This is a genomic window from Pseudomonas sp. 8209 (genome assembly GCF_028682105.1).
Lineage (GTDB): Bacteria > Pseudomonadota > Gammaproteobacteria > Pseudomonadales > Pseudomonadaceae > Aquipseudomonas > Aquipseudomonas palmensis.
In genome coordinates this window covers 551,304-564,014 of record NZ_JANIAH010000002.1, presented here as the reverse complement: position 1 = coordinate 564,014, position 12,711 = coordinate 551,304, and the positions used below count along the sequence as shown (strand labels likewise).

Genomic DNA, 12,711 nt, shown 5'->3' with positions numbered 1-12,711 from the left:
GAAGCTTTGCACGGCGCCAAGTGACAGGCACGGCCATTCACAGGATAATGCGCGCACTTTTGTCCGGGTTCGCCTTTGGCGGGCGGGCGACTATCTTGGTTGCAACGTTTTCCCTTGTTCGGCTGTCCGAGCCTGACAACCCAGGAGTGTCTGGTTTGATCGTCTTCCGTTATCTGTCCCGCGAGGTCCTGGTGACCTTGAGTGCCGTCAGCGCTGTGCTGCTGGTCATCATCATGAGCGGGCGCTTCATCAAATACCTGGCCCAGGCGGCCCAGGGCATGCTCGATCCGGGCGTACTGTTCCTGATCATGGGCTACCGCCTGCCGGGCTTTCTGCAACTGATCCTGCCGCTGGGCCTGTTTCTGGGCATCCTGCTGGCCTACGGCCGGCTATACCTGGAAAGCGAGATGACCGTGCTCTCGGCAACCGGCATGAGCCAGCAGCGCCTGCTGGGCATGACCCTGATGCCGGCTGCACTGATCGCGGTGCTGGTAGCCTGGCTGAGCCTGAGCCTGGCGCCCCAGGGCGTGACCCAGGTATCGCAGATCATCAACCAGCAGGATGCGCTGACCGAGTTCGACACCCTGGTGCCGGGCCGCTTCCAGAACCTGCGCGACGGTTCGCGGGTCACCTACACCGAGCAGCTGTCGGATGACCGTTCAAAGCTGGCTGGCGTGTTCATTTCCGAGAAGCGCCTGTCCCAGGACAAGAGCAAGGACCGTGGCATCTCCGTGCTGGTGGCCGAAAAGGGCCGTCAGGAAGTGCAGGCCGACGGCAACCGCTACCTGATCCTTGAAAACGGCTACCGCTACGACGGCAACCCGGGCCAGGCCGATTACCGCGCCATCAAGTACGACACCTACGGTGTGCTGCTGCCCAAGCCGGAGGTCAGCCAGGAAGTCACCGAGCGCGAGGCCATCCCGACGTCCGAACTGATCGGCAGTACCGGGCTGCGCGAGCGTGCCGAACTGCAGTGGCGCCTGTCGCTGCCGCTGCTGGTGTTCATCGTGACCCTGATGGCGGTGCCGCTGTCGCGGGTCAACCCGCGCCAGGGCCGTTTCCTCAAGCTGCTGCCGGCGATCCTTCTGTATATGGCTTACCTGACGATTCTGATTGCCGCCCGCGGCGCCCTGGAGAAAGGCAAGTTGCCGATCGGCCTGGGCCTGTGGCCGGTGCATGGGCTGTTCCTGCTGATCGGCCTGGGCCTGATGTTCTGGGAACCGCTGCGCCTCAAGCGCGCCAGCCGTCGTGCGGAGGTGGCCCGTGGCTAAACTCGATCGCTACATCGGCCAGAGCGTGTTCATGGCCATCCTCGCCGTGCTGGGGATCATCCTCGGCCTGGCGTCGCTGTTCGCCTTCATCGACGAGATGGGCGACATCAGCGATACCTACACCTTGTGGGACGCGGGCAACTACGTGCTGCTGACCGCGCCACGGCGCCTGTACGACATGCTGCCGATGGCCGCGCTGATCGGCTGCCTGATCGGCCTGGGCAGCCTGGCCAGCAGCAGCGAACTGACCATCATGCGCGCTGCCGGCGTGTCCATCGGGCGCATCGTGTGGGCGGTCATGAAGCCGATGCTGGTACTGATGCTGATCGGCGTGCTGATGGGCGAGTACCTGGCACCCGTGACCGAGAACAAGGCCCAGGCCGACCGTTCGCTGGCGCAGGGTGGCGGTGAGGCGCAAAGCTCCAAGCGCGGCCTGTGGCACCGCCAGGGCGAAGAGTTCGTGCACATCAACACCGTGCAGCCCAATGGGCTGTTGCTGGGCGTGACGCGTTATCGCTTCGACAACGAGCGTCACATGCAGACCTCCAGCTTTGCGCGCAGGGCGCAATACACCCAGGGCCACTGGGAACTGACCGACGTGACCACCACGCACTTCCGTGGGGACCACACCGAAGTCATCCACAATGCCGAGGAGCGCTGGGACGTCGCGCTGACCCCCGAGCTGCTCAGCACCGTGGTACTGGCGCCCGAGTCGCTGTCGATCAGCGGGCTGTGGGACTACATTCATTACCTCTCCGACCAGGGCCTGAACAACGCGCGCTACTGGCTGGCGTTCTGGACCAAGGTGCTGCAACCGGTGGTCACGGCGGCGCTGGTACTGATGGCGGTGTCGTTCATCTTCGGCCCGCTGCGTTCGGTGACGCTGGGCCAGCGGGTGTTCACCGGGGTGCTGGTGGGCTTCGTGTTCCGCATCGCCCAGGACCTGCTGGGCCCTTCGAGCCAGGTGTTCGGCTTCCCGCCGCTGCTGGCGGTGGTGATCCCGGCGGCAATCTGTGCGCTGGCGGGGGTGTGGTTGCTACGCAGGGCGGGGTAGCGATTACCCTGGCCAACAAAAAGCCGACCTCAGGGTCGGCTTTTTCATTGGTTGCCTGTGCCGGCGAACGGCGCGCTGCGGTTCTACTTCTTGCGCTTGGGAATCCGCACCAGCTGGGTTTCCGAGTACATGTCATGCCAGGCGCGTTTTTTCTTGTCCACCAGCGACCACAGAAACCCCAGGCCCAGGCACAGCCACGACGCAATCGACACCACAAAGCGCAGCAGTGCCTGCCACAGGCTGATGGCACTGCCGTCGGCATTCTGCACGCGGATGCCCCATACCTGCATGCCAAGTGTCTGGCCGCCGTGGGTCCAGAACTTGGCGAAGAAGCCGAACAGCATGAACAGCAGAACGGTCGACAGCAATGGATCGCCATCCAGCGCCCCCGCCTCGGTCAGGGCGCGCATGCGCGTCTCGCCGATGATCGCCATCTGCACCATCTTGTACACCAGCGTGGTCACCATCAGCAGGGCGGTGCACAACAGGAAGTCATAGAACATCGCGGCCAGGCGACGGCCCAGGCCGACCACGGGGAACTCGCCCTGTGGTTGAAGAAGTTGCTTGGGCATGCGCTCAGGCTCCGGGTGACAAAGCGCCCATTCTACGGAATTGCGCGCACAAAAAAGCCCCTGCTGTTGCCAGCAGGGGCTCTTTCGTTGATGAAGATCAGGCTTCGGCTTGAACTTCGTCGGCTTGCATGCCTTTTTGGCCCTGCACAGCAACGAAGGTCACTTTCTGGCCTTCTTTCAGGCTCTTGAAGCCGTTGCCCTGAATAGCGCGGAAGTGTACGAACAGATCCGGACCGCTCTCTGGAGTGATGAAACCAAAACCTTTCTCGTCGTTAAACCACTTGACGGTACCGCTCTGACGTTGGGACATTGTCTTATTTCCTTTGAAACTTAGAATTAGTAACAGTTTCTTTCATTGAAAGAGTACTGGGCTGGGTTGCAGGAAAGTAAGAGACGTCGAACGGGTTGTAGCAAAACTCGGCGCTACTGCCCAGGTCACGAACCATAGCGACCCATGCAAACACAGTGCAGTGAATCTACACTCATTTCGATTGCAAAAACAAGTCCCGCAGAGCGCCGCACCACGGGGCCTGGCGGGAAATTTCCGGGGCTGTTTGCGGGCCGCTGTCGGGCGTGTTCGAAAGTTGTAAAACGCGTTCGAAAACGAATATCCCGAACGCGCCATGACACCTTGTTTCAATTGCGCTGTTTCAGCCGCGATAGTAGCGCTGGGCAACGAACGGCATCTTGCTGACTTTCATCGCCACCCGTTTGCCGCGCACGATGGCCCACAGCGGTGTATCGAGCGCTGCATGGGCCTGGTCCACATATCCCATCGCCACTGGCGCGCCCAGCGTGGGCCCGAAGCCTCCGCTGCAGATGCTGCCGACCACCGTGCCGGCCTCATCGACGATCTCGGCCCCTTCGCGCACCGGGGTACGCTCCTGCGGCAGCAGGCCGACGCGCTTGCGCGCCACGCCGCTGTGCTGCTGGGCGAAGATCGCAGCAGCGCCGGGGAAGCCTCCCGCCCGCGAGCCATCGGCGCGGCGTACCTTGGAGATGGCCCACAGCAGGCTTGCCTCGATCGGCGTGGTGTCGGCATTCATGTCATGCCCGTACAGGCACAGGCCGGCTTCCAGGCGCAGCGAGTCGCGCGCGCCCAGGCCGATGGCGGCCACTTCCGGCTCGGCCAGCAGGTGACGGGCCAGGGCCTCGGCGCTGGCGCTGGGCACACTGATCTCGAAGCCGTCTTCGCCGGTGTAGCCCGAACGGCTCACGTAGCAGTCCACGCCCAGCAACACCACGGGCTTGAACTGCATGAAGGTCATGTCCGCCACCTCGGGGGCCAGGCGCTGCAGCACCTTGACCGCCGCCGGGCCCTGCAGGGCCAGCAGGGCGCGCTCTTCGAACAGCGGCTGCACCTGGCACAGCGTGCCGATGTGCTGGCGCAGGTGGGCCAGGTCCTGGTCCTTGCAGGCGGCGTTGACCACCAGGAACAGTTCGTCGTTGCCCAGGTTGGCCACCATCAGGTCGTCGAGGATGCCGCCCTGTTCGTTGGTGAACATCGCGTAGCGCTGCATGCCCACCGGCAAATCGATGATGTCGACCGGCACCAGGGTTTCCAGGGCCTTGGCGGCATCGGCGCCCACCAGGCGGATCTGGCCCATGTGCGACACGTCGAACAGGCCGGCCTGTTCGCGGGTGTGCAGGTGCTCCTTGAGCACCCCCAGCGGGTACTGCACGGGCATGTCGTAGCCGGCGAACGGCACCATGCGCGCGCCCAGTTCCAGATGCAGGGCATGAAGCGGTGTTTGCAGCAGTGTGTCGGTGGACATTGATGACTCCTTCTAGAGGCTTGAGGTTGTCAGCACTCGATGATGTTGACGGCCAGACCGCCGCGGGCGGTCTCCTTGTATTTGCTTTTCATGTCGGCGCCGGTCTGGCGCATGGTGCGGATCACCTTGTCGAGCGAGACGAAGTGCTGCCCGTCGCCGCGCAAGGCCATGCGCACCGCGTTGATCGCCTTGACCGAGCCCATGGCATTGCGTTCGATGCAGGGCACCTGGACCAGCCCGCCAATCGGGTCGCAGGTCAGGCCCAGGTTGTGTTCCATGCCGATTTCGGCGGCGTTCTCGACCTGTTGCACGCTGCCGCCCAGCACCTCGCACAGGGCCCCGGCTGCCATCGAACAGGCCACCCCGACCTCACCCTGGCAGCCCACTTCGGCCCCCGAGATCGAGGCGTTTTCCTTGTACAGGATGCCGATGGCAGCGGCGGTGAGCAGAAAGCGCACCACGCCGTCTTCGCTGGCACCCCCGATGAAGCGCATGTAGTAGTGCAGCACCGCCGGCACGATGCCGGCAGCGCCATTGGTGGGGGCGGTGACCACGCGACCGCCGGAGGCATTCTCTTCGTTGACCGCCAGGGCATAGAGGTTGACCCAGTCGAGTACCGACAGCGCATCGCGCAGGCTCGCCTCGGGGTTGGCGCACAGCTGGCGGTGCAGGGCCGCCGCGCGGCGCTTGACCTTGAGCCCGCCGGGCAGAATGCCCTCGTTGCGACAGCCGGCAGCCACGCAGTCCTGCATCACTTGCCAGATGTGCAGCAGGCCGCTGCGGGTCTCGGCCTCGGGGCGCCAGGCCGATTCGTTGGCCAGCATCACCTGGCTGATGCTCAGGTGATGCGTGGTGCAGTGGTCAAGCAGTTCCCGGGCCGTCTTGAACGGGTAGGGCAGTGTGGTGCTGTCCTCGACGATACGGTCGGCCCCGGCGGCGCCTTCGTCGACCACGAAACCACCGCCCACCGAGTAGTACTCGCGGCTGCGTACCTGCAGGCCGGCGGCGTCGAAGGCACGAAAGATCATGCCGTTGGGGTGAAAGGCCAGCGGCTTGCGGATCATCGCCAGGTGCTGTTTTTCGTTGAACTCGATGGCGTGCTCGCCCAGCAGGTAGAGCTGCCCGCTGCTGCGGATCGCCTGCAGGCGCGCTGCGATGGTGTCGGTGTCGACGCTGTCGGGGTGTTCGCCCTCAAGCCCCAGCAGCACCGCCTTGTCGCTGCCGTGGCCCTTGCCGGTGGCGCCGAGCGAGCCGTACAGCTCGACCTTGACGCTGGCGGTACTGGCCAGCAGGTCGTCGCGGCGCAGGCCCTCGGCAAAACGCGCGGCTGCGCGCATCGGCCCGACGGTATGGGAGCTGGAGGGGCCGATGCCGATCTTGAACAGGTCGAAGACGCTGAGTGACATGGTCGTACCCTCGTGCAGGTTGAAAAGCTTCGCCGGCAAGGCCGGCCCCTACAGATGCGCGCGGGCTCTGCAGGAGCCGGCCTTGCCGGCGAAGAGGCCCTCAGGCGTCCTGATAGCTTTCGATCGACGGGCAGGCGCAGATCAGGTTGCGGTCGCCGAACACGTTGTCGACACGCCCCACGGGTGGCCAGTACTTGGCCTCCACCAGCGATGGCAGCGGGTACACCGCCTGCTGGCGGCTATAGCCGTGGGGCCATTCGCCGGCCAGTTCGGCCGCGGTGTGCGGGGCGTTCTTCAGCGGGTTGTCGTCCTTGTCCAGGCTGCCGTTCTCCACTGCGCGAATCTCTTCGCGAATACAGATCATGGCGTTGCAGAAGCGGTCCAGTTCCTCCTTGGCCTCGCTCTCGGTCGGCTCGATCATCAACGTGCCGGCCACCGGGAACGACATGGTCGGGGCATGGAAGCCGAAGTCGATCAGGCGCTTGGCCACGTCGTCGACGCTGACGCCGCTGCTGTCCTTGAGCGGGCGCAGGTCCAGGATGCACTCGTGCGCCACCAGGCCATTGCCGCCGGTGTACAACACAGGATAGTGCTCTTCCAGGCGGCGGGCGATGTAGTTGGCATTCAGGATCGCCATCTGCGACGCACGCTTGAGCCCGGCGCCGCCCATCATGCGGATGTACATCCAGGTGATCGGCAGGATGCTGGCACTGCCGAACGGCGCCGCGCATACCGCGCCCTGGGGGTTGTGCAGGTGCGCATGGCCCGGCAGGAACGGCGCCAGGTGCGCCTTGACACCGATCGGGCCGACGCCCGGGCCGCCACCGCCGTGGGGGATGCAGAAGGTCTTGTGCAGGTTCAGGTGGGACACGTCGCCGCCGAACTTGCCCGGGGCGCACAGGCCGACCATCGCGTTCATGTTGGCGCCGTCGATGTACACCTGGCCGCCGTTGTCGTGGATGATCGCGCAGATCTCGCCGATGGCCTCCTCGAACACACCGTGGGTGGACGGGTAGGTGATCATCAGCGCGGCCAACTGGTCGCGGTGCTCGATGGCCTTGGCGCGCAGGTCGTCGATGTCGACGTTGCCACGGGCATCGCACGCAGTGACCACCACGCGCATGCCGGCCATGTGTGCGGTGGCCGGGTTGGTGCCGTGGGCCGACGAGGGAATCAGGCAGATATCGCGGCGGGCATCGCCCCGGCTCTGGTGGTAGGCGCGGATCGCCAGCAGGCCGGCGTACTCGCCCTGCGAACCGGCGTTGGGCTGCAGCGACACGGCGTCATAGCCAGTGGCGGCGCACAGCATGGCCTCCAGCTCGTCGGTCAGTTGCTGGTAGCCCTGGCTCTGCTCGGCGGGGGCAAAGGGGTGCAGGTTGCCGAACTCGGCCCAGGTCACCGGGATCATTTCGCTGGCGGCGTTGAGCTTCATGGTGCACGAGCCCAGCGGGATCATGGTGCGGTCCAGCGCCAGGTCCTTGTCGGCCAGCTTGCGCAGGTAGCGCATCAGTTCGGTTTCGCTGTGGTAGCGGTTGAACACCGGGTGTTCGAGGATGGCCGACTGGCGCAGCAGGGCGGCCGGCAGTCGTGCTGGCGTGGCAGCGGCCAGCGCGGCGAAGTCCGGTACGGCCTGGCCATTGGCGAACAGCTGCCACAGGGCCTCGACATCGGCCTGGGTGCTGGTTTCGTCCAGCGACAGGCCCAGGTGCTCGGCATCGATCTGGCGCAGGTTGAGCTGGCGGGCGCGCGCCTGTTCATGCAGCGAGGCAGTCGCGCCGCCGGTGGCCAGGGTCAGGGTGTCGAAGAACGCGGCGTTCTGCACGCTCACGCCCAGTGCCTTGAGGCCGCTGGCCAGGATCGCGGTCAGCTGGTGGGTGCGCTGGGCGATCTGCTTGAGGCCCTGCGGGCCGTGGTACACGGCGTACATGCTGGCGATGTTGGCCAGCAGTACCTGGGCGGTGCAGATGTTGCTGGTGGCCTTCTCGCGGCGGATGTGCTGCTCGCGGGTCTGCATGGCCAGGCGCAGGGCGGTCTTGCCGAAGCGGTCGATGGACACGCCGACCAGGCGACCGGGCATGTCGCGCTTGAACGCATCGCGGGTGGAGAAGTACGCCGCATGCGGGCCGCCGAAGCCCAGCGGCACGCCGAAGCGCTGGGCGCTGCCGATGGCCACGTCGGCGCCGAACTCACCCGGCGGGCTCAGCAGGGTCAGCGCCAGCAGGTCGGCGGCTACCGCCACCAGCGCGTTGGCGGCGTGCAGGCGCTCCACCAGTTCGCGGTAGTCGAACACCTCGCCGTTGCTGGCCGGGTACTGCAGCAGGGCGCCGAAGAAGGCGCTCACGTCGCCCAGCTCGCGCTCGTCGCCCACCACCACCTCGATGCCCAGCGGCTCGGCACGGGTGCGCAGCACGTCGAGGGTCTGCGGGTGGCAATGCACCGAGGCGAAGAAGGCGTGGCTGCCCTTGTTCTTGCTCAGGCGCTTGCAGAAGGTCATGGCTTCGGCGGCGGCGGTGGCTTCGTCGAGCAGGGAGGCGTTGGCGATCGGCAAGCCGGTGAGGTCGCTGATCAGGGTCTGGAAGTTCAGCAGCGCTTCCAGGCGGCCCTGGGAAATCTCGGGCTGATAGGGGGTATAGGCGGTGTACCAGGCCGGGTTTTCCAGCAGGTTGCGCAGGATCGGTGCCGGGGTGTGGGTGTTGTAGTAGCCCTGGCCGATGAAGCTCTTGAACAGCTGGTTCTTGCCGGCGATGGCCTTGAGCGAAGCCAGGGCATCGGCTTCGCTCTGCCCGTCACCGAGCTCGAGCACGCTGGTGCCCTTGATGCTGTCGGGGATCACGGCGGCGCTCATGGCCTCCAGCGAGTCGAAGCCCAGGGTGGCGAGCATGGCCTGCTCGTCGGTGTCGCGCGGGCCGATATGACGGGCGATGAACTGATTGGCGGTGCCGAGGTTGATGGTCATGGTGATTTCCTCAGGCGTCGGCGTTGGCTTTGATCAGACGGTCGTAGGCGTCCTGGTCGAGCAGTTGCGCGACGGCGCCGGCATCGGCCGGGATGAAGCGGAAGAACCAGCCTTCGCCCAGCGGGTCTTCGTTGACCAGCTCGGGGCTGTCCTGCAGCTGTTCGTTGACTGCCACCACTTCACCGGTCAGCGGCATGTACACGCCGCTGGCGGCTTTGACCGATTCGACGGTGGAGGCTTCGGCCCCGGCTTCGTAGGTTTGCAGTTCCGGCAGTTGCACATAGACCACGTCACCCAATGCGTTCTGGGCAAAGGCGGTGATCCCGACCGTGACGCTGCCGTCGGCTTCGGCGCGCAGCCATTCGTGATCTTCGGTAAAACGCAACTCGCTCATGGGAACTCCTCAGGGGTGCGGTAGGGCTCACCATCAGGCCAGCCCGGAACTGACATCTCCTTAGCAAGTTCGTGGCCATTTATAAAAAATGCTTACAAATCAATTGGTTATGTATTTGTCAGCGGTGCTCGTTATGCAGGTCGTAGCGAAATCGCTACACCTTTCGAGTATTGAAAAAGCGCAGAGGGATCAAAACCTTGCATTACAGTGGCAAACGGGCGATGTAGCGAAATCGATACGGTGTATCGAATTCGCTACGGAAGGGTTTCCTTTCCGGGAATGCCATACTTGCGCAGCCGATGCGCAATAGCCGTGTGCGAAGTCTGCAAGCGACTGGCCAACTGGCGGGTGGAGGGGTAGGTGGCGTAGAGCTTTTCCAGCAGGCCACGCTCGAAGTTCTCCACGGCCTGCTCCAGGCTGGCCACTTCACCATCGCTTTGGCGCGCCACCGAGGTGCCGGCAATGTCCAGGTCACCAATATCCACCAGGCTGCTCTCGCAGATGGCCGCAGCGCGAAAGATCACGTTCTGCAACTGGCGCACGTTGCCCGGCCAGCGGTTGCCCAGCAACGCCGGGTAGGTGCCCGGCGCCAGCCGGCACAGCGGACGCTGGATCTGCGTGCAGGCCTGGCGCATGAAGGCACGGGCCAGCATCAGGATGTCCTGGCCACGCTCGCGCAGCGGCGGCACTTCCAGGTTGAGCACGTTCAGGCGGTAGAACAGGTCTTCGCGAAAACTGCCTTCGGCAACCATCTTTTCCAGGTCGCGGTGGGTGGCGCTGAGGATGCGCACGTTGACCTTGACCTCGCGATCACCGCCCACGCGGCGAAAGCTGCCATCGCTCAGAAACCGCAGCAGCTTGGCCTGAAGGTAAGGCGACATCTCGCCGATTTCATCGAGAAACACCGTGCCCTGGTTGGCCAGCTCCATCAGCCCCGGCTTGCCGCCGCGTTGCGCGCCGGTGAAGGCACCGGGGGCGTAGCCGAACAGCTCGCTCTCGGCCAGGTTCTCCGGCAGCGCCGCACAGTTCAGTGCCAGGAAGGGTGCGTTGTGGCGGCTGCTGATGGCGTGGCAGGCACGGGCTACAAGTTCCTTGCCGGTGCCGGTCTCGCCGTGGATCAGCAGCGGCGCATCCAGCGCCGCCACACGCAGGGCGCGGGCCTTGAGGGTACGGATGGGTGGCGAGTCGCCGAGCAGCGCGTCGAAGCCTTCGGCATGGTCGTGGTGCAGGGCCGACAGGCGTTCGCCGATGCGGTTGGCCTGGTACAGCGTCAGCAGGGCGCCGGCGTTGGTGATCGGGGTGGCGTCGAGCAGCAGGGTCTGGCCGTTGAGGGTGACTTCGCGCAGGGGCAGGTGGAAACCCTGTTCGATCAGCGCATCGAGCAGTTGCGGGTCGCCGAACAGCTCACCCACCGAGCGGCCCTCCGGGTCCTGGCCGCACAGGGCGATCAATGCGGGGTTGGCCAGCAGCACATGGCCGGCGCTGTCCAGGGCCAGGACCGGGTCGCTCATGGCGGCGAGCAGGGCATCGAGCTGCAGGTGGCGGCGCTGGCCGGGGAGGATGTCGACCACTTTCACGCTTTGCACGCCGTGCACGTTGAACAGCGCGTCATGCAGCTCTTCGAGCACGTCGGGGCTCAGGGTCGGGGCGTCGATGTAGACGTTGGGCGGCACCATCTCCACGGCGTCCAGGTTGAGGTGGCGGGCACCGAGCAGGGCCAGCACTTCCTGGGTGATGCCGACGCGGTCGATGAAGCTGACGTGGATACGCATGGGGGATGTTCTGGCTTGCCGGGATGGCAAGTATGCCCTGCGACCGCTGCGCGGTCGAATCGCGGGTCAAGCCCGCTCCCACAGGCGCAGGTGATTTTTGTGGGAGCGGGCTTGACCCGCGATGAGGTCGTGGTGGGCTAGCCCAGGTGCTCGGGCTTGACCGGGTCGCCCGATTTCACATCGAGCTGTGCGCGCACATCCTCGAACATCATGTCGTAGATCTTGTGCAGCGAGCTGATGCTGGCGGTTTTGGGCATGCCGTACTTCTGCGCGATGATCGAGGCCTGCCGCGCGAAGTCGAAGGCCTGGTCCTTGGGCATGAAGAAGGTTTCGTCCATCGGCTTGTCCTCGATGGTGCCATGCATGCGAAAACTCATGCCTTTGCCTTCCTTGGGATCCTGCTCAACCTTGTAGTCGATGCACAGGTTGTAGCTGTAATCGGCCTTGTTCAGCGCATGGCGCTCGATGTGCAGATGACCGGGTTCGAATATGGCCATGGCGGCTCCTCTGGAAGGTTGAAACGGGCGGACCTGCAGATCCGCCCAACTGCATCAACGGTAGTCGATACCCGGCTTGGACGTACTCACCCGAGTGCCGGCAGTGCCCTTGACGATGTCTTCGATATCGGCCAGCGAGCCGATAACCGCTACTTTGCCGGTGTGCCGGGCAAAGTCGCAAGCGGCCTGCACCTTCGGCCCCATGGAGCCTGCGGCAAAGCCCAGGCGCTCCAGTTCGTCCGGGTGGGCCTGAGCGATGGCTTTCTGGGTCGGCTTGTTGAAGTCGACATACGCCGCGTTCACGTCCGTGGCAATCACCAGCAGGTCGGCGTCCAGCTGTTCGGCCAGCAGCGACGAGCACAGGTCCTTGTCGATCACCGCCTCGATGCCCTGCAGCTTGCCGTTCTCACCATACATGGTGGGGATGCCGCCACCCCCGGCACAGATCACGATACTGCTCTTTTCCAGCAGCCACTTGATCGGGCGGATCTCGAAGATGCGCTTGGGTTTGGGGCTGGCCACCACGCGGCGGAACTTGTCGCCGTCGGCCTTGACCACCCAGCCTTTTTCCTTGGCCAGGCGCTCGGCTTCTTCCTTGCCGTAGACCGGGCCGATGAACTTGGTCGGGTCCTTGAAGGCAGGGTCGTTGGCGTCCACTTCCACCTGGGTCAGCAGGGTGGCGAAGGGCACCTCGAAGTCCAGCAGGTTGCCCAGCTCCTGTTCGATGATGTAGCCGATCATGCCTTCGGTTTCGGCACCGAGCACGTCCAGCGGGTAGGCTTCGTCGGGTTTGTAGGATTGCGCCTGCAGCGACAGCAGGCCGACCTGCGGGCCGTTGCCGTGGGCGATGACCAGTTCGTTGCCGGGGTGGATCTTGGCGATCTGTTCGGCGGCGATACGGATGTTGGCGCGCTGATTGTCGGCGGTAAGGGGCTCGCCGCGGCGCAGCAGGGCGTTGCCGCCCAATGCAACAACGATACGCATGATGATGTCCTTTCTAGGGTGCAGGAGCCG

Annotated in this window: 11 protein-coding genes; 2 read left to right on the top strand and 9 right to left on the bottom strand. The window is 64.8% G+C overall.

Going from position 1 to position 12,711, the window contains the following annotated elements; genetic code table 11:
- Nucleotides 1–155 precede the first annotated feature (155 nt).
- Together lptF and lptG are read left to right on the top strand one after the other, a co-directional pair.
- Nucleotides 156–1,271: an LPS export ABC transporter permease LptF gene (lptF, locus tag NP552_RS06230; RefSeq protein WP_043862434.1), complete on the top strand. Its 1,116-nt coding sequence runs from the start codon at nt 156–158 to the stop codon at nt 1,269–1,271.
- Nucleotides 1,264–2,325 carry an LPS export ABC transporter permease LptG gene (gene lptG, locus NP552_RS06225; protein ID WP_043862433.1) on the top strand — a complete coding sequence of 354 codons (1,062 nt, stop codon included), beginning with the start codon at nt 1,264–1,266 and terminating at the stop codon, nt 2,323–2,325. The genes lptF and lptG overlap by 8 nt, the downstream gene beginning before the upstream one ends.
- An 83-nt stretch (nt 2,326–2,408) precedes the next feature.
- Here lptG and NP552_RS06220 read toward each other — a convergent pair whose 3' ends face one another.
- From NP552_RS06220 to arcC, 9 genes are all read right to left on the bottom strand, one after another.
- Complete coding sequence (locus NP552_RS06220; RefSeq protein WP_043862432.1) at nt 2,409–2,897, bottom strand: RDD family protein; 489 nt, start codon at nt 2,895–2,897, stop codon at nt 2,409–2,411.
- A 97-nt stretch (nt 2,898–2,994) separates the two neighbouring features.
- Entirely contained in the window at nt 2,995–3,207 is a 213-nt protein-coding gene (locus NP552_RS06215) for a cold-shock protein (RefSeq protein ID WP_003175786.1), read from the bottom strand.
- Nucleotides 3,208–3,547: 340 nt separating this feature from the next.
- On the bottom strand, nt 3,548–4,672 hold the full coding sequence (gene gcvT, locus NP552_RS06210; RefSeq protein WP_058541434.1) for a glycine cleavage system aminomethyltransferase GcvT: 1,125 nt from the start codon (nt 4,670–4,672) through the stop codon (nt 3,548–3,550).
- A 29-nt stretch (nt 4,673–4,701) separates the two neighbouring features.
- Complete coding sequence (locus NP552_RS06205) at nt 4,702–6,078, bottom strand: L-serine ammonia-lyase (RefSeq protein ID WP_043862430.1); 1,377 nt, start codon at nt 6,076–6,078, stop codon at nt 4,702–4,704.
- 100 nt (nt 6,079–6,178) lie between these two features.
- Nucleotides 6,179–9,034 (bottom strand): aminomethyl-transferring glycine dehydrogenase, encoded by a 2,856-nt coding sequence (gene gcvP / locus NP552_RS06200; protein WP_274096553.1) that lies wholly within the window; start codon nt 9,032–9,034, stop codon nt 6,179–6,181.
- Nucleotides 9,035–9,044: 10 nt separating this feature from the next.
- Nucleotides 9,045–9,428: a glycine cleavage system protein GcvH gene (gcvH, locus tag NP552_RS06195; protein WP_043862428.1), complete on the bottom strand. Its 384-nt coding sequence runs from the start codon at nt 9,426–9,428 to the stop codon at nt 9,045–9,047.
- A 254-nt stretch (nt 9,429–9,682) separates the two neighbouring features.
- Complete coding sequence (locus NP552_RS06190; RefSeq protein WP_043862427.1) at nt 9,683–11,200, bottom strand: sigma-54-dependent transcriptional regulator; 1,518 nt, start codon at nt 11,198–11,200, stop codon at nt 9,683–9,685.
- A gap of 137 nt (nt 11,201–11,337) precedes the next feature.
- Nucleotides 11,338–11,697, bottom strand: a complete 360-nt coding sequence (locus NP552_RS06185) for a DUF5064 family protein (RefSeq protein WP_043862426.1) — start codon at nt 11,695–11,697, stop codon at nt 11,338–11,340.
- 54 nt (nt 11,698–11,751) lie between these two features.
- Nucleotides 11,752–12,681 carry a carbamate kinase gene (gene arcC, locus NP552_RS06180; RefSeq protein ID WP_043862425.1) on the bottom strand — a complete coding sequence of 310 codons (930 nt, stop codon included), beginning with the start codon at nt 12,679–12,681 and terminating at the stop codon, nt 11,752–11,754.
- Between the last annotated feature and the right edge of the window lie 30 nt (nt 12,682–12,711).